Annotated in this window: 20 protein-coding genes; 19 read left to right on the forward strand and 1 reads right to left on the reverse strand. The window is 44.4% G+C overall.

Going from position 1 to position 23,901, the window contains the following annotated elements; all coding sequences use genetic code 11:
• Window positions 1-2: 2 nt before the first annotated feature.
• From JT26_RS02870 to JT26_RS02940, 15 genes are all read left to right on the forward strand, one after another.
• Window positions 3-395 (forward strand): thioesterase family protein, encoded by a 393-nt coding sequence (locus JT26_RS02870; protein WP_036791748.1) that lies wholly within the window; start codon window positions 3-5, stop codon window positions 393-395.
• On the forward strand, window positions 392-1,537 hold the full coding sequence (gene dprA, locus JT26_RS02875; protein ID WP_052110314.1) for a DNA-processing protein DprA: 1,146 nt from the start codon (window positions 392-394) through the stop codon (window positions 1,535-1,537). The genes JT26_RS02870 and dprA overlap by 4 nt, the downstream gene beginning before the upstream one ends.
• Window positions 1,479-3,626 carry an alpha-L-fucosidase gene (locus tag JT26_RS02880; RefSeq protein WP_235300009.1) on the forward strand — a complete coding sequence of 716 codons (2,148 nt, stop codon included), beginning with the start codon at window positions 1,479-1,481 and terminating at the stop codon, window positions 3,624-3,626. Before dprA ends, JT26_RS02880 begins: the two co-directional genes overlap by 59 nt.
• Window positions 3,611-4,102, forward strand: coding sequence for a hypothetical protein (locus JT26_RS02885; RefSeq protein WP_152565478.1), 492 nt, complete (start codon window positions 3,611-3,613; stop codon window positions 4,100-4,102). The genes JT26_RS02880 and JT26_RS02885 overlap by 16 nt, the downstream gene beginning before the upstream one ends.
• 112 nt (window positions 4,103-4,214) lie before the next feature.
• Window positions 4,215-5,210 (forward strand): class II fructose-bisphosphate aldolase, encoded by a 996-nt coding sequence (locus JT26_RS02890; protein WP_036791753.1) that lies wholly within the window; start codon window positions 4,215-4,217, stop codon window positions 5,208-5,210.
• 183 nt (window positions 5,211-5,393) lie between these two features.
• Window positions 5,394-7,067: a dipeptidase gene (locus tag JT26_RS02895; RefSeq protein WP_052110315.1), complete on the forward strand. Its 1,674-nt coding sequence runs from the start codon at window positions 5,394-5,396 to the stop codon at window positions 7,065-7,067.
• An 840-nt stretch (window positions 7,068-7,907) separates the two neighbouring features.
• Entirely contained in the window at window positions 7,908-8,624 is a 717-nt protein-coding gene (locus tag JT26_RS02900) for a pyridoxine 5'-phosphate synthase (protein ID WP_036791755.1), read from the forward strand.
• A gap of 68 nt (window positions 8,625-8,692) precedes the next feature.
• Window positions 8,693-9,415 (forward strand): MotA/TolQ/ExbB proton channel family protein, encoded by a 723-nt coding sequence (locus JT26_RS02905; RefSeq protein ID WP_036791758.1) that lies wholly within the window; start codon window positions 8,693-8,695, stop codon window positions 9,413-9,415.
• A 4-nt stretch (window positions 9,416-9,419) separates the two neighbouring features.
• Window positions 9,420-9,827, forward strand: a complete 408-nt coding sequence (locus JT26_RS02910; RefSeq protein ID WP_036791761.1) for a biopolymer transporter ExbD — start codon at window positions 9,420-9,422, stop codon at window positions 9,825-9,827.
• Window positions 9,828-9,860: 33 nt separating this feature from the next.
• Window positions 9,861-10,760 carry a TonB family protein gene (locus JT26_RS02915; protein ID WP_036845825.1) on the forward strand — a complete coding sequence of 300 codons (900 nt, stop codon included), beginning with the start codon at window positions 9,861-9,863 and terminating at the stop codon, window positions 10,758-10,760.
• Window positions 10,761-10,809: 49 nt separating this feature from the next.
• Entirely contained in the window at window positions 10,810-11,373 is a 564-nt protein-coding gene (locus JT26_RS02920) for a DJ-1 family glyoxalase III (RefSeq protein WP_036845828.1), read from the forward strand.
• Complete coding sequence (locus tag JT26_RS02925; protein ID WP_036845831.1) at window positions 11,370-12,308, forward strand: TIGR01212 family radical SAM protein; 939 nt, start codon at window positions 11,370-11,372, stop codon at window positions 12,306-12,308. The genes JT26_RS02920 and JT26_RS02925 overlap by 4 nt, the downstream gene beginning before the upstream one ends.
• Window positions 12,309-12,360: 52 nt before the next feature.
• On the forward strand, window positions 12,361-14,322 hold the full coding sequence (locus tag JT26_RS02930; RefSeq protein WP_036845835.1) for a glycogen debranching enzyme N-terminal domain-containing protein: 1,962 nt from the start codon (window positions 12,361-12,363) through the stop codon (window positions 14,320-14,322).
• A gap of 27 nt (window positions 14,323-14,349) precedes the next feature.
• Window positions 14,350-15,609, forward strand: coding sequence for a glycosyltransferase (locus JT26_RS02935; RefSeq protein ID WP_036845838.1), 1,260 nt, complete (start codon window positions 14,350-14,352; stop codon window positions 15,607-15,609).
• Between the two features lie 62 nt (window positions 15,610-15,671).
• The gene (locus JT26_RS02940) at window positions 15,672-16,988 is read left to right on the forward strand and encodes a glycoside hydrolase family 57 protein (RefSeq protein WP_036845841.1); all 1,317 of its coding nucleotides are present in this window, start codon (window positions 15,672-15,674) and stop codon (window positions 16,986-16,988) included.
• A 2-nt stretch (window positions 16,989-16,990) separates the two neighbouring features.
• Here the strand turns inward: JT26_RS02940 and mnmD are convergent, their stop codons facing one another.
• Window positions 16,991-17,677 carry a tRNA (5-methylaminomethyl-2-thiouridine)(34)-methyltransferase MnmD gene (gene mnmD / locus JT26_RS02945; RefSeq protein ID WP_036792777.1) on the reverse strand — a complete coding sequence of 229 codons (687 nt, stop codon included), beginning with the start codon at window positions 17,675-17,677 and terminating at the stop codon, window positions 16,991-16,993.
• 619 nt (window positions 17,678-18,296) lie between these two features.
• Between mnmD and JT26_RS10790 the strand changes: the two genes are divergently transcribed.
• From JT26_RS10790 to lptC, 4 genes are all read left to right on the forward strand, one after another.
• Window positions 18,297-20,420 carry a type III pantothenate kinase gene (locus JT26_RS10790; RefSeq protein ID WP_052110316.1) on the forward strand — a complete coding sequence of 708 codons (2,124 nt, stop codon included), beginning with the start codon at window positions 18,297-18,299 and terminating at the stop codon, window positions 20,418-20,420.
• Window positions 20,413-21,699, forward strand: a complete 1,287-nt coding sequence (locus tag JT26_RS02955; RefSeq protein WP_036845845.1) for a hypothetical protein — start codon at window positions 20,413-20,415, stop codon at window positions 21,697-21,699. Before JT26_RS10790 ends, JT26_RS02955 begins: the two co-directional genes overlap by 8 nt.
• Window positions 21,700-21,767: 68 nt before the next feature.
• Entirely contained in the window at window positions 21,768-23,144 is a 1,377-nt protein-coding gene (locus JT26_RS02960; RefSeq protein WP_036845848.1) for a lipopolysaccharide assembly protein LapB, read from the forward strand.
• Window positions 23,145-23,153: 9 nt separating this feature from the next.
• Window positions 23,154-23,894, forward strand: a complete 741-nt coding sequence (gene lptC, locus JT26_RS02965; protein WP_052110317.1) for an LPS export ABC transporter periplasmic protein LptC — start codon at window positions 23,154-23,156, stop codon at window positions 23,892-23,894.
• Window positions 23,895-23,901: the final 7 nt, after the last annotated feature.

The raw sequence follows: 23,901 nt of genomic DNA on the forward strand, positions 1-23,901 counted from the left end.
TCATGAGCGAAATCGTTTACGAATTGGAGTTTAAGGTCAGAGACTACGAGTGCGATCTGCAAGGTGTGGTAAACAATGCACGTTATCTTCATTATATGGAGCATACCCGGCATGAATATCTGGAGACGTTTGAAGAGAGTTTTAGCCGTATGCACGATGAAGGATTGGACGCTTTCGTGGTGAAGATAGAAGTGGAATACAAAAAGTCTCTTCGGAGTGGAGATCATTTCAAGGTAACTCTTCGTAAAGAACGATCCGGCGCTCAGATGATCTTCTATCAAGATATTACATCTTTGGATGGCTCTGTAATACACTCCAAAGGGAGAGTACATGTCGCTATCGTAAAGGATGGAAGACTTACTCGTGGAGAGTATTTCGATACCTTGTTCGGATGATACTGACGGAGGAACAGAAAGCTTTACTGGCTTTGAGCTGTGTGGATGGAGTAGGACCGGTGATAGCTCACTCCCTGCTTGATCTGTGCGGATCGGCTACCGATATTTGGAATAAAGGGAAAGAGGAACTGCTTCGTCTGGATGGAGTAGGACCGAAGTTGGCATCCGCTATATACGATGGTCAAGCGCTTCTCAAGGCTCAAGAAGAGCTGGATCTGCTTCGGAAAAATGACAGGATAAACATCTGCTTCAGTAGCGATGATGTTTATCCTGCTCTTTTGAAAGGGTGCGTGGATGCGCCTCTGCTTTTATACTATTATGGTGAACTCCCTGAACCGAATGCCCCATGGATAAGTATCGTAGGGAGTAGAAGCTGTACGGGATATGGAGAAAGCATGGTGGATAAGATCGTAAAAGCTGTTGCCGAAAGCAATCCGAACGCTGTCATTGTAAGCGGATTGGCATACGGGATCGATATTCTGGCACACAGGGCAGCTCTTAAATATGGTCTTAAAACATTGGCAGTGCTTGCGCATGGGCTTCATACTCTTTATCCGGCAGTCCATAGACGGGATGCCGAGAATATAATACAGGCAGGAGGAGCCGTGATAACCGAGTATCCGTACTATACAAAGGCTTTACCTGCAAGATTTTTGGCTCGTAACAGGATCATTGCCGGCTTGTCTCATGCTACGGTTGTCGTTGAAAGTGCAGCGAAAGGAGGCTCTTTGGTTACGGCAGACTTGGCTTTCTCTTATTCGCGTTCTGTGTTTGCCGTCCCCGGCAGAGTGGGAGATATGCTATCTTCAGGCTGTAACGAACTTATCTCTCAGCAGAAAGCTTCGATCTTTTGTTCAGCCGAAGAGATGCTGACAGAAATAGGTTGGGATAGCTTAAAGGAAGGTAAAAGTAAAGTTATTCAACAATCTATTGGTATATTTGCAGATATACCGGAGGAGTTAAAGAGTAGCAGATACTACTCTCTACTCAAAGAGAGAGAGGGGTGTACAATGGAAGATATCTCTTTGATACTGGGCATCCCAATCCATGTAGCGTCTGCCGAACTCTTTGAACTCGAACTTAATGGATATCTTAGAAGCAAGCCCGGAGGAATATACGAGCTTGAATCTCAATACAGATAGAGTGATGCGTTTTAACCTTGCCATATTATCATTATTGTTGCTCTCTTTTTCTTCTTCCGTTGTTAAGGCTCAGACGGAATGGAAAGATGATGCGTTCTCCATGTTTATTCACTATGGACTTTACTCTATACCTGCCGGAGTTTGGAATGGAGAGAGGGTAGAGTCCGGTTATTCCGAGCAGATATTAAGTTTTGGAGTGCATTTCTCGGATTGGTATGAGGCTTTCGCCGAACAGTTCGATGCTAAAGATTTCAATCCGGACGAGATAGTCCGGCTGGCTAAATCTGCAGGCATGAGAAGCATAGTGATTACAGCAAAACATCATGACGGGTTTTGTCTGTTCGGTTCAGACTACACTTCTTACGATGTAATGGATGCCACACCGGCAAGGAGAGATCTTATCGGAGAGCTTGCAGAGGCATGTCATAAGCAGGGAATGCGTTTCGGTATCTATTTTTCTCTGATAGACTGGAACTTTCCCGGTGCTATGCCAATCTCTTCACACAATGCAGATCCTATTACCATCCTGCATCACGAGTACAATAAAAAGCAGGTAACAGAGCTTCTGACCAAGTATGGAAAGGTGGATGAACTCTGGTTCGACATGGGGTCACTAACGACAGAACAGAGTCGCGAACTGTATAATCTTGTACATCAACTGCAGCCGGAGTGTATGGTTAGCGGTAGAGTGGGGAACGACCAAGCGGATTTTTCCGTAATGGCAGACAATGAATACCCCAACTACTCCATAGTGAAACCATGGCAGACGGCAGCATCCATGTTTAACGAAACATGGGGATACCGTTCATGGCAAGAGAGAGGAGAGGTCGCAGATAAGGTTAATGAGAAATTTCTCTCCTTGGTAAAAGTACTTGCAAGAGGAGGAAAGTATCTGCTCAATATAGGACCTATGGGGAGCGGATCTTTGGTACCTTTTGAAGTGGAGGTGCTGAAAGAGATGGGAAAACGCACTGCTGTTTATCAAGAAGCTCTGTATGGTGTCCAGGCAGCTCCTTTTTCTTTGGAGGATAAGTCTTATTTGGCTACTGCAAAAGGAGGAAAGAGCATTTATCTGTTTGTCCCGACCTCTTCGGATATGAGAGATAAGCGGATGCAGGATATTCTTCTTCCTGCTCATCGAGGAGATATAAAGAGGGTTACACTGCTTAATGGTGAAGGGAAAGAAGAGCGTCTCTCTTATTCTCGTCTTCAAGACGGATCAGTAAGATTGGCTTTACGAGCTCCTCTGCATCCATTGGAATATCCGGTGATGGTGGTTAAAGTAGAGTATAAGAAAGGTTATGACTATACTCCGAAGACCTCTATCCGACAACCGGAAGAAGTACTTTCTTATGCCAATGCCGAGTATCTCAACAGCCATTCGTCATTGGACTACTATTGCGGATACCGCAGTGTCATCGGTTATAAATGGAATACTCCTTATCTGAATAAGAAAGAAAGTTCTCTGTTGCTTTTATATCCTCTTGAAGATAAAGGTAAAAGCATTCGTCTTGTTACTTCAAAGGGAGCAAAGGAGATTGTTTTGGCAGAAGGAAAAAACCTTTCTGTTTCCACACCAAAATATTTGCTTGGTAAAGCAAGACGGAAGATAGCTTATGGTGTATTCGGAGCACCTGTAACGGATAATGGTGAATGGGAAGAGGTAGAAGAGGTTATGGATATGAATTATCCTCTACGCCCAAGAAGAGCAGTGGCTTTGGATGTGCCCATAACCGTATATGACGATACCATACTGCCTATAAACCTTTCTTATAAAGATGGTTTGATGGTTTACTTGAACGGAGAGTACGTTTATGGAAATATTAAAAGAGATCTCACAGAACCCTTTAGCGATTTATTGCTTTTAAGGATTCCTAAAGGTACTCACCGACTCTTATTCAAAGTGTATAACAGGTTTGGAAAAGCCGCTGTCCTCAGATGGAATGTTCCTGAAAATGTCTATCTGTTGCAACAGAAAGTTTTGACGGACTCTCCAACCTCTTTTATCCGGTTGGAAGGAACGGACAGACTGAAGGCTTCTCCCGCTTTATTGCAAAATGTGAGCATACGACAATGTCAAGAGAAATAATTCATAACAGATGGAGGATGCCGATAGCCTTTTGGCTTTTATTGCTCAATCTGATTTTGGTTGGGTGTTCCTCTAATACCGTCTATGATGAAAAGCTCTCTTCCAACAACAGGTCTTACAATGTCCGTATAGAGATATGGATGCACGGAGAGGGTTTCATGTTTTACGGAGATATGTCCGACCTGACCGCTTTAGATGAAAACGGCTTATTCGTTCGCAGAACATACGACGGGCTTGCCCTGCCTGTTGATAAGACTGTGAGGTTAAATATTACTCAACCCATCATTATTAACGGATATGTCTACCAGAAAGACGCAGAAGTGTTGTTCGGACAGGCAAAAATCTCACTGATAGATGTCGAAACCAAAGAGGTTATCAAGGAGGAGTTAAAAGTCATAAACAAGTATTTGGGATCGAGCAATACGAAAGAGCGACAGCAGGAAATCTCCCGGATTTCCCTGGTTCTTTCTCCTTGAAAACGGGAAAGAAATAGGGCTTATAAAGATTAGTACAGTTCGCTAAGAATATTTACTTTTGTACTCGAATAGTAATGCTATTCGAGTATGTATCCATAAACATTAAAATATCATGGTAAATTACAAAGATCTTGGCTTGGTAAATACAAGAGAAATGTTTGCTAAAGCCGTTGATGGAGGGTATGCTATACCTGCTTTCAACTTCAATAATCTGGAGCAGCTTCAGGCTATTGTTCAAGCAGCATCAGAGACAAACTCTCCGGTAATCTTGCAAGTATCCAGCGGTGCTCGCAAATATGCCAACCAAACACTACTACGTTATCTTGCTCAAGGTGCGGTAGAATATGCAAAAGAGCTTGGTTGTAAGAATCCTCAGATTGCTCTTCACCTTGATCACGGAGACACTTTTGAATTGTGCAAAAGCTGTATCGAGATGGGCTTTTCTTCTGTCATGATCGATGGTTCTCACCTTCCTTACGAAGAAAATGTGGCTCTGACCAAGAAGGTTGTAGAGTATGCTCATCAGTTCGACGTAACCGTTGAGGGCGAGCTTGGTGTTCTTGCCGGAGTGGAAGATGATGTCGTTGCAGAGCATCACACTTATACTCGTCCCGAAGAGGTTGTAGATTTCGTAACAAAGACAGGCGTGGACTCTCTTGCCATCTCTATCGGAACATCTCACGGAGCCAACAAGTTTACTCCGGAGCAGTGTACACGCAATGAAGATGGTCTTTTGGTCCCTCCTCCTCTCCGTTTTGATATTCTTGAAGAGATTGAAAAGCGCATACCGGGATTCCCTATCGTGCTACACGGATCATCTTCCGTTCCACAAGATAAGGTTGCCACTATCAACAAGTATGGCGGTCAGCTGAAGGATGCCATCGGTATTCCTGAAGATCAGTTGCGTCATGCCGCAGGTTCTGCCGTATGTAAGATCAACATCGACTCCGATGGTCGTCTTGCAATGACAGCTGCAGTGAGAGAAGTATTCGCGAAATCTCCGGCTGAGTTTGACCCAAGAAAATATCTCGGACCTGCTCGCGACAGTTTGAAAGAGCTTTACAAGCACAAGATCGAAAACGTTCTCGGATCCAACAACAAGATCTGATAGAGTAGAGCGATCTCTATAAACAGAGGGTAAAATGGTTTTAACAGACCATTTTACCCTTTTTTCTTACCCCGTTTGGACTTTTTTTGGTATGTTTGTAAGCTGAGATTTTCAGGTAATAGCGTTGAAAATCTCGGTTTGAATAGTTTTATTTGGCATTTTAGTAACCATATACAGATACTTATGAACTTTAGATCAAAACTACTGACCCTTGTTGCGGTCTTGGCTTGTACATCCGGAGCATACATCGCGGAAGCGTGTACCGGACTTATTGTAGGGCGAAAAGCATCGGCGGATGGCTCTGTCATCATCTCCTATTCGGCAGACAGCCATGTGCTTTACGGTGAACTTTACCACTGGGATGCTCGTAAATGGGCGCCCAATTCACGTTTAAACATTGTGGAATGGGATACCGGAAAACCATCGGGACACAGCATCCCGCAAGTGGCACAGACTTATAACGTCGTGGGTAACATGAATGAAAAGCAGGTGGCCATCACGGAAAGTACTTTCGGTGGCCGCGAAGAGCTTGTGAATCCGGAGGGAATCATGGACTACGGCAGCCTTATCTACGTAACGCTTCAACGTGCCGCATCTGCTCGCGAAGCCATAGACATTATGGGTAAGCTGGTGGAAGAATACGGCTATTGCAGTAGTGGAGAGAGCTACTCTATCGCAGACAAGAACGAAGTGTGGGTGATGGAGATGATCGGTAAAGGCCCCGGACGCAAAGGCGCAGTATGGGTTGCCATTCGTATTCCGGACGATTGTATCTCCGGACATGCCAATCAAGCACGTATCCAAAACATTCCTTTCGCAGACAAAGAAAACTGTGTGTACTCGAAAGATGTAGTCTCTTTCGCTCGTGAAAAAGGCTATTTCAAGGGAAAAGATAGCGAGTTCAGCTTCCAAAAGGCATATGCACCTTACGACTTTGGTGCTCTTCGTGGTTGTGAAGCACGTGTTTGGAGCTTCTTCAACCGCTTTGTGGACGGAATGGATAAGTATCTTCCTTTCGTAATGGGACAGGAGATGGATGCCACTCCAATGCCTCTATACATGAAGCCTAACCGCAAAGTGTCCGTACAAGACGTACAAAACATGATGCGCGACCACTACGAAGACACTCCCATGGATATGACCAAGGATGTGGGTGCAGGTCCTTACGCTTGTCCTTATCGCTGGAGACCTATGCACTTTGAAGTGGAAGGCAAGCAGTATCTGAACGAAAGAGCCATCGCCACACAGCAGACAGGATTTGTGCTTGTAGCACAACTTCGCAACTATCTTCCCGACTACGTAGGTGGCGTGCTTTGGTTCGGAGTGGACGATGCCGATATGTGCGTGTTCACTCCACAGTATTGCTCTATCACATCTGTACCGGACTGCTTCAAGGTGGGCAATGGTGATCTTCTCGAATTTTCGTGGACATCTGCTTTCTGGATGCACAACTGGGTGGCAAACATGGCTTATCACAAGTACAGTTATATGATAAAGGATATTCGCAAGGTTCAGGGTGAGCTCGAAAACAAATTCTTTGCAATGCAGCCGATGATCGAGAAATATGCGATGGAGCTTGCCAAGAACGGCTCTGAAAAGGATGCGGTAGAGTTTTTGACCAATTACGCTACAACTGAGGCAAATGGCGCAACAGCTCGCTGGAGAAAGCTGGGTGAATATCTCGTGGTGAAGTATATCGACGGTAACGTGAAGAAGGAAAAAGATGGTAAGTTTGAGCGTACGGCGGACAACTATCCCGTATCTCCAAGCCAACCGGGATACGATCCTAACTTCTACAAAGCTATTGCAGAGAATACCGGAGACCGACTCTTGGTGGGACCTGCCAAGACCAAATAAAAACTCCGTACTCATTCACGGAGAAAAAGGAGTATTATGCGACCGATCTCTTTATGGGGATCGGTCGTTTTTTTATGCCCGGCAAAGAGGTCATTTTTATATATTCCATCCCACGCTCCAAAGCTCTCTCTATTTTGATCGGAGGGGTCGTTTTCAGAGTACGAGCAAATTGTTAAATTTGGGCTGTTTTATTAACACTATTTTCGATACCTGTTCATTAAAAACAGTAAACGAGCATATTTTGTCGGCTTAACGTGTTTAATTTTTCAGTAAACACGTTTACCGATTTCATTAAATACGTTTACCGGATTCGATTAACGTGTTTAGCCAAAACCATCAAACTGCTAAATATCAGTAGATTACCTGTTTTTGCCCTAAAATACCCCTAAAAAGGGGGATTTCTTTATTAGGAAACATTTACAAGTTTGGGTGTTAAATTTTGTGTTTATTAACGCGAAAAAGCCCCATCAAACGGACTGAAGAAAAATTTTTTCCAAATTCGGGCTGATTTATATCCTATTGGTTATGAGTAGTTTCAAGATTTCAGAAAGATGAAAACCGGAGATGAGACATTTTTCTCACCCTTCCGGAGAGGGTCGGGAGGGAGTCTGTTTTTATATAAAAGTGCACGAAAAGAGTCGGCAAAATTTGTTCTCATTTTCGCTCTTTGGGATCCGAAAAATAGAATGAAAATGTGATGAAGACCATAAAAATAGCTTGAAAGTGATGAGTATTCGAGATATAAAGAGTATTTTTGTATGGATCGCAGGATGCCTTTGCTCTTCCGATGCTAAAAGGGGAGAGCGTGGCTCCGCATCGGCTTTATAGAAAAGAAATAAGATGACCAGACTAAGTGTAAATATCAATAAGATAGCAACTCTGCGAAATTCGAGAGGCGGTAATAATCCGGATCTGTTGAAAGTGTGCAAGGATGTGGAAAGATGGGGCGCGGAAGGGATTACCGTTCACCCTCGTCCGGATGAGAGACACATCAGATACCGCGATGTATATGATCTTAAAAAGATCGTTACGGAGGAGTTCAATATAGAGGGTTATCCCTCACCGGAGTTCGTCCGTCTTGTCTCCGAAGTTCGTCCGGCGCAGGTAACATTGGTGCCGGATCCGCCGGGAGCACTCACCAGCAATGCCGGATGGCGTGTGGCAGAAAACATGGAGTTCCTGAAAGAGGTGGTGGCACACTTTAAGTCTTTGGGCATACGCACTTCCATATTTGTGGATACGGACCTGGACAACATTCGGGAAGCCGCCAAGACCGGAACAGACAGGGTAGAGCTGTACACAGAACCTTACGCCGCCGGCTATGCAAAAGACAGAGACGCTGCGGTGCAACCCTTTGTCGAAGCGGCAAAAGTGGCTCACGAAGTGGGTTTGGAGCTGAATGCCGGACACGACTTAAGCCTTGAGAATCTCAGGTTTTTTGCTCAAAAGGTGCCTCATTTGGTGGAAGTCTCCATCGGTCATGCTCTTATCTGCGATGCCTTGTATCTGGGATTGGAGAAGAGTATTGCTTCATACTTGGAGTGTCTTAAAGTTTAAGCCCTCTCACTATTGCAATCAAAAGAAACAGTAATCATAAAACAACTACAAAATAAAAGATAAATCGGATGAACATTTATTCTATTTTAGCACAAGTACAGCCGGGTTCCATGCCGGATCTGTCCGGTACAACCGAAGGAGCTGCAGCAGCCATGCCGGTGGCTCCGGAGTCTTTGAGTCTTCTCGATCTGGCTATGAAAGGCGGTCCTATCATGATCGTTCTTCTGTTGCTCTCTATATTGGCTATCTATCTTTTCATAGAGAGATACTTGGTGATACGCAAAGCCGCACGCACCAACCATACATTCATGAACCAGATAAGGGACTATATGAAAGAGGGTAAGATATCTTCCGCTCTTTCGCTCTGTGAAGCAGAGGGAACACCCGGTGCAAGAATGATTCAGAAAGGAATACAGCGTCTCGGCAGACCGATGCAGGACCTCTCCGTTGCTGTGGAAAATGTCGGCAACATCGAGATTGCGAAGCTGGAGAAGGGACTTCCACTGCTTGCCACGGTAGCGGCAGGAGCTCCGATGATCGGTTTTCTTGGAACGGTTACAGGGATGATTCACGCTTTCTTTGATATGGCTTCTGCCGGAAATAATGTGAATATATCTCTTCTCTCTTCCGGTATCTACGAAGCATTGGTAACCACTGTGGGAGGTCTTATTGTCGGTATCATCTGTCTGTTTGCATACAATCACCTCGTGTATAGAATAGACCACGTGGTAACCAAGAGCGAGACTCAGGCTCTTGAGTTTATGGATATGCTGAACGAACCTATCAAGTAATGGCATGAAACTAAAAAGAAAAGCGAAGGTCGTAGAGATATTTAGCATGGCTTCCATGACGGATGTCATCTTTTTGCTACTGATATTCTTTATGGTTACTTCCACGCTTGTCATGCCCAATGCTCTCAAAGTGCTTTTGCCGCAGAGCAATCAGCAGACAGCTGTGAAGACTCCTACAAGAATAACGATAGACAAAGAGCTGCGCTACTATGTAACCATGAAGAATGGAGAAGACAGGGAAGTGGGCTACGACGAACTCAAAGCATACATCGACGGAGAGCTTTCGGAAGATCCGGATTTCTTTGTCGCACTCTATGCAGACGAGAGCATTCCCTATGGAGAAGTGGTGAAGATCCTCAACATTGCGGTGGAGAAGAAGTTTAAGATGGTGATGGCGACAAGGCCTCTCTGACTTATGAAAAAAGATGATAGGAGATAGTTATCTATGAGCAATAGTAAAGAAAAACTCATAGCCATAGTTGTAACCATAGTGGCTCATGCTTTGCTGGTTCTGCTGCTCTTTTTTGTCTATATGACGATGAGTGCTCAGGACGAACAGAGTAGCGCTCCGGTGGATATAGGGAACATAGAGGTTGCAATGGGTAGCGATATGGAGAGTTGGAGCCAAGCACTTCCAAAGTCTCGCAGAGCCATGCCCAAGCCTGCCCCCGCTCCGGAAAAAGGAGAGCCGGAAGAGCTGTTGACGCAAGAGCATGAAGAAGCTCCGGCTATGGCTCCGGTACCTCCAAAGAAGAAGCCGGAAAAGCCTAAGGTGAGTGAACCTAAGCCTAAACCTGCACCAAAGACTCCTACACCCAAGGTGGAAGATACACGAAAGGCAGAGGAGGCAAGGATAAAAGCAGAGGAGCAAGCTCGTCTGAAAGCCGAACAGGCTCTTAGAGAACAGGAAGAACAGAGGCGTAAAGCGGCTCAGAGTCGCGTAGCCAACGCTTTTCAGGGAGCCAAAAATTCTGAAGGTTCAAGGGGAACAGGTACATCCGGAAGCGGTATGCAGGGTTCTCCTACGGGTAATGTCTCTTCCGGCGGTGCAGGTTCGGGGAATGGTGGATATGGCTCATGGGATCTTTCCGGACGCGGACTTATAGGAGGGAAATTGCCTGTACCTCAATATATAGGTCAGACTGAAGGTCGCATTGTTATCAGTATCACGGTTGATCCAAAAGGTAATGTGATAAGCGCTTCCATAGGTCCGGGTACCAACATTGATAATCATACCATGAGGCAGAAAGCATTGGAAGCTGCCAAAAAGGCTAAGTTTACAGTTGCGGAAGACATAAAAAATGCGGAGGGAAAGATAACTTATATTTATAAGCTCCGTTCATGATGGAGATTCATGACGAGACAGAGTCTAACATCAAACAATAAAGTTGAGTATGAAAAGAGTATTTGTATTTTTGGCAGAAGGCTTCGAGGAGATCGAAGCTATCTCTACAATAGATATTTTGCGCAGGGCAGAAGTGAATGTTACAACAGTATCTATCACGTCCGATAGAGAAGTAGTGGGCGCGCATGGCGTGCTTGTAATGGCAGATAAATGTATTGCAGACGTAAAACATACGGAAACCGATGCCATCGTTTTACCGGGCGGACTTCCCGGCGCTACCAATCTGGAGGCTTCTCAACCCTTGAGAGAGATGATTGCAGAAGCAGATAAGAAAGGATTGCTACTTGCTGCCATCTGTGCCGCTCCCGTTGTGTACGGCTCGATGGGGCTGTTGAAGGAGAAAGTAGCTACCGCTTATCCCGGATTTGAAGAGAAGTTGGCATGCAGGCAGTATAGCCAAAAAGAACCCGTTGTAGTGGATAGTCATATCATCACAGGGCGTGGACCGGGCTACTCATTCCCTTTTGCTCTTGCCATTGTGGAGTATTTATTGGATAAAGAGACTGCAAACACAGTAGCAGGAGGTATGCTTCTTACCGAATCTTTACGATGAAGTATCCTCTTCCTTACGCAGATTTTGCATCACATTTAAGGGAGATCTTTCCGCACTACAAAGTGCAGAAGATCTCCCTTAATGCGGGATGCACCTGTCCCAATAAGGACGGCATAAAAGGTTTTGGCGGATGTACTTACTGCAACAATAGTTCGTTCACTCCCCAATATACACTGAAGACCGAACCCATTATCGAGCAGCTACAACTGGGGATAGACTTTTTCCGAAGAAAGTATAAGGATATGAAGTTTCTGGCATACTTTCAGTCTTACACCAATACCTATGGTGATGTGGATGAGTTGATCCGAAAGTATGAGACGGCTATTGCCTATCCCGATGTTGTGGGACTGATTATAGGAACAAGACCGGACTGTATGCCCGATGAGATTCTTAACTATCTCAAGAGTCTGAAGAGAGATAAAGACCTTTATGTTGCTGTGGAGTACGGCATGGAAAGTACTTCCAACACCGTGCTGGAAAGAGTAAACAGAGGGCATACGTTCGAGGAAAGCGTGGGAGCCATACAGAGAACGGTGGAAGCCGATATACCGGTTGGCGGACATTTTATATTCGGTCTCCCCGGAGAGGATAGGGATGCCATCGTGAAGAGTGCCGCTTTAATCTCTTCTCTTCCTTTGAATTCGATAAAGATTCATCAACTTCAAGTCCTCAGAGGTACTAAGCTCGGAGCAGACTTTCTAAAGGGGGAGGTTAATGATCTGCCTCTATTTACTTATGAGGAGTATCTGGAACTTGTCGCAGACTTTCTATGCCATCTTCGTCCCGATATGTATGTCGATCGTTTTGTTTCATCAAGTCCTCCTCACATGGTCATAGCTCCTCAATGGGGAATGAAAAACTACTACTTTACTCTCAAACTTGTATCATATATGAGAGAAAATGGGTTATTCCAAGGGCAGAAATATTGTAGATAAGTGGTTTTATACTATATTTGAAAGAGAATGAATCTACTAAAATTAGCCTGTTATGAGCTATCTGAAATTTGACAGAAGTAGTATGAGTAACCTCGAAGAGGTACTCAATAAAGAGATATTGCGTACAAATAGACGAGGTGCTTACCACTGTTCCACTTTAATAGGTCTGAACACAAGAAAATACCACGGGTTATTGGTCGTTCCTATTACACATTTAGGACCTCACAACTATGTGCTTCTTTCTTCTTTGGACGAGACCGTCATACAGCATGGAGCGGAGTTCAATCTTGCCGTGCATAAGTATGAGGGGGAGCATTTTAGTCCTAATGGTCATAAGTATATCCGTGAGTACGATCTGGATGGCGTGCCTAAAACGATATACAGAGTAGGTGGTGTGATTCTATGTAAAGAGATTGCTCTTTCTCGTGAAGATGATCGGGTGCTTATCCGATACACTCTTTTGGAGTCTCAAGCGAAGACAACCCTTCGTTTTCGTCCTCTCTTAGGATTTAGGAGCGTGAAAGAGTTGTGCATTGAAACGCAAGATGCCAACCTTAATGCCTCTCCGGTGATAAACGGACAAGAGTTTTGCCTCTATCCCGGATTCCCTAAACTTGCTCTCCAAATGACTAAAGAGAACGAGTATATCTCTCAGCCCACATGGTACAAACACTTTTTGTACGATAAAGAGAGGGAAAGAGGTCATGCCTGTACCGAGGATCTTCCGATGCCCGGATACTTTGAGGTCGAAATAGAGACCGGAGAATCCATCATTTTTTCCGCAGGTCTCTCTCCTTTGGAACCCGAAAAGATCTCCTCTTTATTTGATGAAAGTGTTGAAGAACGCACGCCAAGAACAAGTTTTAAGAACTGTCTTGTAAATGCCGCAGACCAGTTTTACTATCAGCCGAATGAGGAGCGTGCTTACCTGATGTCCGGTTATCCATGGGGAGGAGTAAAGGCAAGAAATATGCTTATTGCACTTACCGGTTGTAGTTTCGGTATAGGAAAGCCGGAAAGATTCCATCGAATTTGGGATACATTCTGGCCCGCCCTCAAGCTTTTTATGGAAACCGGACAAGTGGATTCTGTCATAATGGATATAGATAAGCCGGATATTCCTCTTTGGGCGGTGAATACAATAATAGATTACTCCAAGTGGACAAGCCCGGAAGACACTCGCGAAAAGTTCGGAGAGACATTGCGATACATCATAAATTATATTTCGTCCAGCAGGCATCCGAACATGAAGCTGGAAAACAACGGACTGCTCTACGCATGGAGCAAGGATAACCGCCCCATTACATGGATGGATGCAGAGTGGGATTTCCAACCGGTTGTCAAGAGAGAAGGCTATATCGTGGAGTTTAATGCCTTGTGGTATAATGCTCTGTGCTTCTATAAAACATTGCTTGAACCCGATAACGACAGATTGGAAGACGAGATCGCAAGAGTCTCCGAATCTTTTGTTCGTGTCTTCGTGAATGAGCATAATTATCTCTTCGATTACGTTAATCCCAACTTACCTCAGGATTGGAGCGTGAGACCCAATATGTTGTTTGCAATAGGATTGATGTACTCACCACTCTCCCGAAGGCTTCAAAGATCGGTGCTCGACATCGTAACGAAGGAGCTTTTGACACCATTAGGACTACGGACACTAAGCCCTGTGGGAAAGGTTTATAAGGGATACTGTAATGGAAGTTTGAGAGACAGGTCTCTTTCATATTACAATGGAGGTGTCTGGAGTTGGCTTATGTATCCTTACCTGAGTGCATATCTTCATCTCTTCCGAAGGGCAGGATACTCTTTTGTGGAGCGCATGATGATACCGTTTGAAGGAGAGCTTTCCAACCACGGAATCGGTACCATTTCCGAGCTATACGATGCCACTCCTCCTTTTTACAGTAGAGGAGAGATCTCTTATGCCACAAGTATCAGTGCGATACTTAGGATCAAAAACAGGCTGGATGATGATATGCGCAGAGGTGATGATATATTCGATATTTTCTAATCAGAGAAATACCTTGATAGATAAAATATGAAAGCATTGATGTTTGGCTGGGAATTCCCACCGCATATACTTGGAGGACTCGGAACGGCAAGTTACGGACTCACTCAAGGTATGAGTTTGCAGGAGGATATGGATATTACATTCGTCATTCCTAAACCGCATGGAGACGAAGATCAGTCCTTTTTGCGTATCATAGGAGCATCTCAAGTTCCTGTCGTGTATCGTAATGTGAGCAGAGAACAAGTGGATGCAATGATAGGAAGACTAATGTCTCCGGAACTCTACTTCCATTTGCGTGAAGGGATTTATACCGATTTCAACTATCTGCATACCAACGAACTCGGATGCCTTGAATTCTCCGGAAGATATCCGGATAACCTGATGGAGGAGATCAACAACTACTCTATAATGGCAGGGGTATTGAGCAGACAGCTCGACTATGATATTATTCACTCTCACGACTGGCTCACTTATCCTGCCGGCATACACGCCAAAGGCGTTAGTGGAAAGCCTCTGGTCATTCATGTTCACGCTACGGACTTCGACAGGTCAAGAGGGCAAGTGAACCCGCAGGTATACGCCATAGAGAAGAACGGAATGGATTACGCCGATCATATTATCACTGTAAGTAATCTTACCCGTAATACCGTGATAGAGAAGTATCACCAAGATCCCAAGAAGGTAACCACCGTTCACAATGCCGTAACACCACTTAGCCCTTCTATCTTGAGTATAAGGGATAAGAAGGGCGTAAAGGATAAGGTCGTAACCTTTCTTGGTAGAATAACCATGCAGAAAGGTCCTGAGTTTTTCATTGAAGCAGCTGCAAAAGTTTTGGCTAAAACGAAGAACGTCCGTTTTATAATGGCAGGAAGCGGAGATATGATGGATCAGATGATCCGTCTGAGTGCCATGAGAGGCATATCCGATCGGATGCACTTTACGGGCTTTATGAAAGGAAATCAGGTGTACGAAGTCTTCAAGGCAAGCGATGTATATGTGATGCCTTCCGTTTCCGAGCCTTTTGGTATTTCTCCTCTCGAAGCCATGCAGTGCGGTGTCCCCAGTATTATCTCCAAACAGAGCGGTTGTGCCGAGATTTTGGACTATGCCATCAAAGTGGACTACTGGGATGTGGATGCTTTGGCGGACGCTATACACGGTCTGGTAACCTATCCGGCATTTCACACATTCCTCAAAGAGGAGGGCTTGAAAGAGGTAAACAATATCAAGTGGGAAGATGCAGGGCTCAAAGTAAGGCATATTTACGACCGGCTTTTGAGGTAGCATTGCAGCACTTTTACGGAATAACCATTAACTAAGAATATTTTCACATCAAAGATAAAGTCATGAAAAGAATATGTCTCAATCTAAACTTGCATCAGCCTTTCAGGCTGAAGAGATATCGCTTCTTTGATATAGGGAATGACCACTACTATTTCGACGATTTTCAGAACGAAGAAGTCTTTCGTCTGTTAGCAGAAGAGTCTTACCTTCCTGCACTTAGAACAATAAGAGATCTTATCATACAGGACAGGGTGCCATTCCGATTCTCCATTTCCATATCCGGTACTGCATTCGAGCAGATAGAGCTGTATGCTCCGGAGTTGTTGGATCTTCTTTTGGACATCAACTCTACCGGACAGATAGAGTTCATCGCCGCACCATACTCTTACTCCCTCTCTTCATTGGGAGATACCGCAGAGTTTGAGAGAGAGGTCGGGGTGCTTTCCAAGAAGATCGAACTTCTTTTCGGAGTCTCTCCGAGAGTGTTGAGAAATACAGAGCTGATCTACTCGGACGATATAGCTCTTACGGCTCAAAAGATGGGCTTTAAGGCGATGATGACGGAAGGGGCAAAGCACGTTCTTGGCTGGAAAAGTCCCAACTATCTGTACTCTTCGGCGGAAGCTCCGGAGCTTAAACTGATGTTGCGCAATGCCTCATACAGCTCCGATCTTGTACGACACTTCTCTAACCTGCACTGGTCCGAGTATCCTCTTACCACAGAGAAGCTTGCCGGTTGGTTTGCCAATCTTCCCGAGGTAGAGAGCTTTGTTTACATAGATATCCCATTGGAAACATTCGGTCATATCCACAAGCGTCCTTCCGGAATCTTTGAGTTTCTCAAGGCTCTGCCTACTACGTTGGAAAGCAGAGGCATATCCATGGCACTGCCATCCGAGATCCTTCAGCAGGAAGAAGTGGCTGCACCGCTCTCTGTTCCGTCTCCTATCTCTTGGTCGGAAGAGGAAAAAGGTATCACTTCCTGGCTTGGCAATGTGTTACAACAAGAAGCATTCAGAAAGTTGGGCGAGTGGGGAGAACGGTTGAGACTAAGTACAGACCGAAGGCTGTTCCTGGACTGGTTGCATCTTCAGTCTTGCGACCACTTCTTCTATATGACTACACTCTATCAGGATGTAAGGCCTTTCAGTCCGTATGATAATGCTTACGATGCTTTCAACAACTATATGAATGTTCTTAGCGATGTGGTTCTCCGTATTCAGGCACAGTATCCGACTTCCATCGAAAACGAAGAACTGAGTGCGTTGGTGCTTACCATACAAAATCAGGATAAGCAGATCGTGGCACTGGAAAAAGAGCTTTCCGAACTGAAAGCCAAGAAAAAGACAACAAAGAAGAGTACCAAAGCTGCGGAGTAGAGCTACAATTTTGTGGCACGGAGTATCTCTCTCTTTCCCGGAGGACCCGGAAGTCTTTCCACGTTGAACCCGGCTTCTTGAAGCCCTCTTCTTACAATGCCCTTTGCGCAATAGGTTGTGAGGATGCCGTTTTTCCTAAGACAGGCTCTCATTTTCTTGAAGAAAGGAACGCTCCAAAGCGGACTTTCCACTTTGTCAGGCGCAAAAGGATCAAAAAACAGCACGTCGATGCTCTCGTTTTCAAAGTTGAAATCAAGAGCATCGGCGTGTTCTTTTATCAGGGTCAGATTGGAAAGAATCCCGGTTCGGGCATTCCATTCTGCACGGAAAATCTGCTCGACATGCTCTTTTTCCATACCGAGCCTTTCCGCATAGTTCAGAGAGAGAAGAACGTCGGTGGGTAGAGGCTCGTACTCAATGCTCCGCATCTCAAAAGACAGTTCCGGATGTGCAAGGGCGTATTCCAGTACACACACTGCATTCAGCCCCATACCAAACCCTATCTCCCCGATCCGAACCTCTCTGCTTGAGGTCTGTTCCAGAAAATGTTCCAGTCCGGCACGGATATAAACATGTTTGGACTCGGTTATTGCCCCATTGGTCGAGTGATAGCTTTCATTACCACCATCAATGAGAATGGTATGACTCCCATCCGAAGTCTCTATAAGTGCAATCTTTTTTTCTTCCATCTTTTTTCTTTTTAGGGTATAAAGGTAGAAAAAGATGCCGCATTTTTCCACAATCCGAACTTCAAAAAAGCAGCATTTTGGTGCTGCTTTTATATAAAAATGAATCTCCCGATTTTCTCTCCGATCTGCTCTCTTTTTTTCCGATGTTGCACTTCATGATCACAAAGAGGTGGCTTAGAGTATTGATTTTTAGGGTTATACAGAAAATCGCGAATTTGGAAAAATTTTTTTCTCAGTCCGTTTGATGGGGCTTTTTCGCGTTAATAAACATGAAATTTAACGCCTTTGTCTGTAAACGTTTCCTAATAAAGAAATTTGCCTTTTCAGGGGCATTTTAGGGCGAAAATAGTTAATCTATTGATATTTAGTAGTTTGATGTTTTTGGCTAAACACGTTAATCGAATCCGGTAAACGTGTTTAATGAAATCGGTAAACGTGTTCATTGAAAAATTAAACACGTTAAGCCGAAAGAATATGCTTGAAATGCTCTCTTTTTCTCTTGTGCTGTCGGGTGGCATAGCTGTTCTTTGAACGAGCATCGGAGAGGAGTATAAAATAACTTGTCTGAAAGCTATTAAGGAAGAAAAATTATGTGTATTTTTGCCCCTTGAATAGAAAAATGAAGGACAGAATATCCACATATTCAGAAGCAACCACTTATCTTTTCAATAGCTTTCCCATGTTTCAGAACGTGGGGGGAAAGGCGTATAAGCCGGGATTGGAAACGGTCTTAAAACTCCTCGAGAAGCTTGGCAATCCTCATCTGAAAATATCTACCATTCATGTGGCAGGTACCAATGGGAAGGGATCAACCTCTTCTCTTCTTGCCTCGGTGCTGCATGAAAGCGGACTTCGAGTAGGCTTGTTCACATCCCCTCACCTTGTAGATTTTTCCGAAAGAATCCGTGTAGATGGCAAAGTGATAGAGCAAGAGTTTGTTATAGATTTCTGCAACTCTGCCAGAGAATGGTGCAGGGAGCTTGGGCTCTCTCCCTCTTTTTTCGAGCTTACCACGGCAATGGCATTTGCCTACTACGTCCATAAAAAAGTGGATATTGCCGTGATAGAGGTCGGAATGGGAGGACGCTTGGACAGTACCAATGTCATCACGCCCGTTTTGAGTATTATCACCAATGTCAGCCTCGATCATACCACCTACTTGGGAGATACATTGGCTGCGATAGCCGGTGAGAAAGCCGGTATTATAAAGCCCGGCATTTCCGTTGTATTGGGTAACCATGAGAGTGAAGAGGTGAGACAGGTGGTGGAAGATAAGGCTCGGCAGGAGAGTGCTCCGCTTTATCTCTGCGACAGAAAAGCCGTTCTGCGCTCTTACGAAGAGGATTCGGAGGGAGGATATAAGCTGGATAGCTGTCGTTTTGGAGAGATAAAGCTCCCTCTCAAAGGTGCTCATCAGCTGGAGAATGCCACTACGGTGCTGACCGCTTTAGGGCTTCTTGAGACTCTTTTGAAGGGATCGAAAATAGACTCGGACGCTGTCCGGAAAGGTTTTTGGAACGTAGAGAGTGTAGGGCTTGCAGGTCGGATGCAGAAGCTGAGCAGCATGCCGGATCTTTATATAGACACCGGGCACAATGTCGGAGCATGGGCTCATCTCAGCCCTTACCTGGAGTCTGTCCTCGATAAAGGGAAACAGCTTCATATCGTGATAGGCATGGCGGAAGATAAGGATGTCTCTGCCGTCTTTGATATGCTGCCCAAACGTGCACGCTATTACATCACCCAAAGCAGAGGCGAACGTGCTTGTGCCGCGGAGAAACTATCGGATCTGGCATCTTCCAATGCGCTTGATTACACTGTGGTTAAGCCGGTGTGGAAAGCTTTGGAACAGGCATACTCGGCAGCAATGATAGCCCCTGAAGAGTCTGTTGTTCTGGTTTGCGGAAGCAATTTTGTGGTTGCAGAGGTATTGGAAAAGGAGTTGTCGCTTCTTACCGACTGCTGGAAGTCTCCGGCAGGAACATCTTTGGTCGGCTCTTTTTTCTTGACCATAGATAGCGGTAATACCGCCTTAAAAGCCACTCTATACCACGGACGGGTCGCTCTCTGGGAACACTCTTCCTCTTCCGTAAAGGAGCTTATTCTACCATTGCAACAGGCTTTGGAAGATCTCGATATACCGAAAGAGAGCGTCAGGAGCATGGTAATATCGACGTCGGTACCTTGTTCGGTCTTGGAAGCCGAGCTGAATGGAATAGGGTTGAAAACCATTCCTTTCAACCTCTCGACACTTCGTCTGCCTTTCAAGATTGCCTACAACTCTCCGGAGCAACTGGGGCAGGATCGGATTGCGGCGTGTGTAGGGGCTTATCTGTTTGCTGAAGGAAAAGATTTTTTGGTCATAGATTGCGGAACGGCAATTACGATAGATCTTGTTCGGAATGGAGTTTACGAAGGAGGTGTCATAGCTCCCGGACTGGATATGAGGCTGAAAGCTCTTCACGACTACACGCACAGACTGCCTTTGGTATCCAAGAAATTGAATCCGGGGTCTCTCATAGGACAGAACACCGAAGAGTGTATCTATCACGGTACCGTCTCTTCCGCCGTGCTGGAAGTGGCTGGATGGGTGGAGAAGATAACGAAAGAGGTTGCTCCTGTTTTGGTTTATTTAACGGGCGGAGACCGAATTTATTTTGAAACAATAGCGAAAAATACCATCTTTGCAGATGGTTGTCTTGTTCAGACAGGACTAAATGAGATATTGATAGCGAATGTATAGAAAGATAGTACAAAGGCTTGCTGCAATGTTTGCAGTGGCAATGGTTTGTTTCGTGGGAGTAGCCGAGGCTCAAAATATTGAGACTTCGCCCCTCTCTCGTTATGGTTACGGCTCTTTGGTAGATCCTTCCCCTGTTTCGTACAGAGGTATGGGAGGTGTCGGTATAGGGTTGCGTCAAGATGGTATGATCAACTTCAAAAATCCGGCAGCCTTCTCTGTTGTGGATTCTCTATCTTTTGTCTTTGATATAGGACTCACCTCAAACTATAAGATGTTCAGAGAGAATCAGCTTAAAAAGAGTACATTCCAGGCGAACATAGACTATCTGGCGTTTCAGATGTCTCTTTTCAACTCTGTGGGTCTGAGCCTTGGCGTTATCCCTTATTCGAGAGTGGGGTATTTGGCACAAACTTCCGGAGATATTGAAGGATTCCCCAATGCTACTTATAAACAGACTTTCAAGGGTGAGGGATCGTTGCAGAATGCTTACATGGGAGTTGGTTTTAAGTTGTTTGAGAAGTTATCGCTGGGAGCAAAGGTCAATTACCTTTTTGGTTCTACGATACATGAAGTGCTTTCTCAACCCAATTCATCGTTGATCAATACACGTTTTGTGAGAGAAACATGGCATACATCCACATGGTCGGCTGCGTTTGGAGCACAGTATCATCATCGCACCAAAGAGTGGGAGTCCGTGTTGGGAGCTACATTTTCTCCTTCTTTGGGTCATAGACCTAAGATGGTACTTTTTGAAGATAGAGATTTTGGTAAAGTCCTTACTCCCGATGTTACCACCAAAGAAGAGTCTTACGTTGGTAAGTTGCCTATGGAGATAGGAGTCGGTGGAAGTTTTAATTATAAGAATAAACTTTTGACTGCATTGGACGTCAAATATACAAATTGGGAAAGCGTTCCCAATCTGTTTGAAAAGCAGAATGTATCATATAAGGATGCTTGGCAGGTTGCTTTGGGTGCTTCTTATACTCCCAATCCTTTCTCTCGAACCTATTCGGACAACATAGTGTATCGTGCAGGGCTCAACTATGCAACACCTTATATACAACATCATAAATGGGGACAGTCTTCGACCTTAGGGCTATCTCTCGGTCTCGGACTTCCTATATATGTTAATGACGAGAGAGCTTCTCTCCTTAATCTGAGCTTGGAGTACGTTAAGAGTCTGAATGATAAACAAGCTATCTTGAAAGAGGACGCGATAAAGCTCTCCGTGAGTATAAACTTCAGTGAAACGTGGTTCCGTAAACTCAAGATATATTGATGATAACGACTGTAAAGGTCTTTTGTGATAGATAACAAAGAATGTAAAATAGCAAAACAGAATATAAGATGAAAAAAACACTACTTTTTACCATTGCCATGATCGCAATGAGTGCATGGTCTTCTAAGGCTAACAATGTTGCTTCTGTGATAGCAGACTCTACTCCGAATGCTGCTATTGATACAACAGAGTGTCGTAAGAATGTGTCTTACTTCAAGATTCATGCTAAGACCAACAACTTTCAGGATGCTTACGATTTCTGGTTGAAGGTTTACAAGAACTGCCCCGATATGACTAAGGATATCTATATCGTCGGTCCTCAAATCTTGAAATGGAAGGTGGCACAAGCAAAAACGCCACAAGAGAAAACAGAGTTCATCAGCCAGCTTATGGAGGTTTACGATACAAGAATGAAGTATTTCGCAAACGATCCGCAATTTGGTCCTGACTATATTTTAGCTTCTAAGGTTTCAGACTATATAGAGGTAATGGCTGAAAAGGCAGACTATGAAATGGTTTACAACTGGCTTAAGGATATCGTGGCAGAGAAGAAAGAAAAGACAGACTATATGGCTCTGAACTTCTACCTCTACTCTTCTATGGTGAAGGTGATTAAGAATGCAGATCACAAAGAGCAATATATAAATGAGTATCTGACTATCTCCAAGTACTACGAAGATGCTCTCAAGAAAGCCCAAGAAAGTGGTGATGCAGACAGACAACAGCTCTACACAGACCTTAAAACTGCAGCAGATACACAATTTGCTTCAAGTGGAGCTGCAAGTTGCGATATGCTTCAAAAGATATATGGTAGTAAGATAGAAGAGAACAAAGACAACAAGGAGTACTTGGATAATGTTATCGCTCTTCTTCGTAGAGTAAACTGCCAGGAAAGTGATGTCTATTTCCGTGCATCTGAGTTTGCTTATGCTATCTCTCCTTCGGCTGAAGCTGCTTTGGGGCTTGCTAAAAGAGCTCACCTGAATAAGGATAGAGTAAGAGCGAATCAACTCTTTGAGGAAGCTGCATCTCTTTCTACCTCTTCAGACCAAAAGGGAGATATATATTATATCATCGCTCAGCTTGCATACGAACAAGGTCAATACTCTCGTGCAAGACAATATGCCAACAAGGCTATGGAAGAAAAGTCGGGCTTTGGAGCACCATTGGTATTGATTGCTAATGCTTATGCAGCAACAGCCAACTCAATCTTCCCGGACGACTCAGTGAAGTCTCGCATCGTTTATTGCCTTGCAGTGGATAAGCTTGAAAGAGCAAGAGCGATAGACCCATCCATTGCAGCGGAAGCAGGAAGATTGATCGCAAGATACAGATCTTACTATCCAAGCAAGGAAGATGTCTTTATGCACCCTGATCTTAAAGAGGGACAAAGCATGGCTATCGGTGGATGGATAGGTGAAAGTACCACTATTCGTGTGAAGTAATAGCTAAACGTGGACAACGACAAAGATCATAAACAAGGTCTTAAGACCCTTATAAATGCAATAACACAACCTCAAGTATGGGGTTGTGTTATTGTTGCATTATGTCTCTCATCTATTCTGGTATCTTGCGGAGGTGCAAAGACAGATGCTATAAAAGACAATTCGGACAGCATTGCATATATCGTGTATACTCGTGGAGTGGAGACATTGATTTCGGATTCCGGCGTTACGAAATATAAGCTAAAGGCAGACGAGTGGTACATTTATAATAACGATACTTTGGATCAGTGGAGCTTCCCGAAAGGAATATATCTGGAGCAGTTTGATACCCTGTTTGTACCGCAAGCTACCGTAAAGTCCGATACTGCTTTTTACTATGTAGGACGAGATACTTGGGAGTTGATAGGAAATGTTGAGATCATCAATCTATTGGGAGATAGGTTTACAACCAATAGAATGTTTTGGAATAGAACAAGACAACTTATATATTCCGATGAATATGTGAGGGTAGATCTCGCCAATGGAAATCAGATAGAAGGTATCGAGGGATTTGAGAGTAACGAACAGATGACCCGGTTTGAGTTTAAGAAGTCTATGGCAAACTTTTTACTGCAAGACGGAGAGATGGTCAACTCAAAGGCTTCTTCCGGAACATCTTCTGCTTCTACCACTCCTACGGACTCTCTTCCTAAAAAGAAAGAGGAGAAAAAACTTAAACATAAGTCCGATATTAACACGACGACCAATTAAGTCAAGA

Origin of the sequence: Porphyromonas sp. COT-108 OH1349, assembly GCF_000768755.1 — a bacterium.
Classification (GTDB): domain Bacteria; phylum Bacteroidota; class Bacteroidia; order Bacteroidales; family Porphyromonadaceae; genus Porphyromonas_A; species Porphyromonas_A canoris.

What these genes read in the sequence shown, in the direction of transcription:
- JT26_RS02870 (WP_036791748.1), top strand. Translation starts at nt 3, where the DNA reads ATGAGCGAAATCGTTTACGAATTGGAGTTTAAGGTCAGAGACTACGAG.
- dprA (WP_052110314.1), top strand. Translation starts at nt 392, where the DNA reads ATGATACTGACGGAGGAACAGAAAGCTTTACTGGCTTTGAGCTGTGTG.
- JT26_RS02880 (WP_235300009.1), top strand. Translation starts at nt 1,479, where the DNA reads ATGGATATCTTAGAAGCAAGCCCGGAGGAATATACGAGCTTGAATCTC.
- JT26_RS02885 (WP_152565478.1), top strand. Translation starts at nt 3,611, where the DNA reads ATGTCAAGAGAAATAATTCATAACAGATGGAGGATGCCGATAGCCTTT.
- JT26_RS02890 (WP_036791753.1), top strand. Translation starts at nt 4,215, where the DNA reads ATGGTAAATTACAAAGATCTTGGCTTGGTAAATACAAGAGAAATGTTT.
- JT26_RS02895 (WP_052110315.1), top strand. Translation starts at nt 5,394, where the DNA reads ATGAACTTTAGATCAAAACTACTGACCCTTGTTGCGGTCTTGGCTTGT.
- JT26_RS02900 (WP_036791755.1), top strand. Translation starts at nt 7,908, where the DNA reads ATGACCAGACTAAGTGTAAATATCAATAAGATAGCAACTCTGCGAAAT.
- JT26_RS02905 (WP_036791758.1), top strand. Translation starts at nt 8,693, where the DNA reads ATGAACATTTATTCTATTTTAGCACAAGTACAGCCGGGTTCCATGCCG.
- JT26_RS02910 (WP_036791761.1), top strand. Translation starts at nt 9,420, where the DNA reads ATGAAACTAAAAAGAAAAGCGAAGGTCGTAGAGATATTTAGCATGGCT.
- JT26_RS02915 (WP_036845825.1), top strand. Translation starts at nt 9,861, where the DNA reads ATGAGCAATAGTAAAGAAAAACTCATAGCCATAGTTGTAACCATAGTG.
- JT26_RS02920 (WP_036845828.1), top strand. Translation starts at nt 10,810, where the DNA reads ATGAAAAGAGTATTTGTATTTTTGGCAGAAGGCTTCGAGGAGATCGAA.
- JT26_RS02925 (WP_036845831.1), top strand. Translation starts at nt 11,370, where the DNA reads ATGAAGTATCCTCTTCCTTACGCAGATTTTGCATCACATTTAAGGGAG.
- JT26_RS02930 (WP_036845835.1), top strand. Translation starts at nt 12,361, where the DNA reads ATGAGCTATCTGAAATTTGACAGAAGTAGTATGAGTAACCTCGAAGAG.
- JT26_RS02935 (WP_036845838.1), top strand. Translation starts at nt 14,350, where the DNA reads ATGAAAGCATTGATGTTTGGCTGGGAATTCCCACCGCATATACTTGGA.
- JT26_RS02940 (WP_036845841.1), top strand. Translation starts at nt 15,672, where the DNA reads ATGAAAAGAATATGTCTCAATCTAAACTTGCATCAGCCTTTCAGGCTG.
- mnmD (WP_036792777.1), bottom strand. Translation starts at nt 17,677, where the DNA reads ATGGAAGAAAAAAAGATTGCACTTATAGAGACTTCGGATGGGAGTCAT.
- JT26_RS10790 (WP_052110316.1), top strand. Translation starts at nt 18,297, where the DNA reads ATGAAGGACAGAATATCCACATATTCAGAAGCAACCACTTATCTTTTC.
- JT26_RS02955 (WP_036845845.1), top strand. Translation starts at nt 20,413, where the DNA reads ATGTATAGAAAGATAGTACAAAGGCTTGCTGCAATGTTTGCAGTGGCA.
- JT26_RS02960 (WP_036845848.1), top strand. Translation starts at nt 21,768, where the DNA reads ATGAAAAAAACACTACTTTTTACCATTGCCATGATCGCAATGAGTGCA.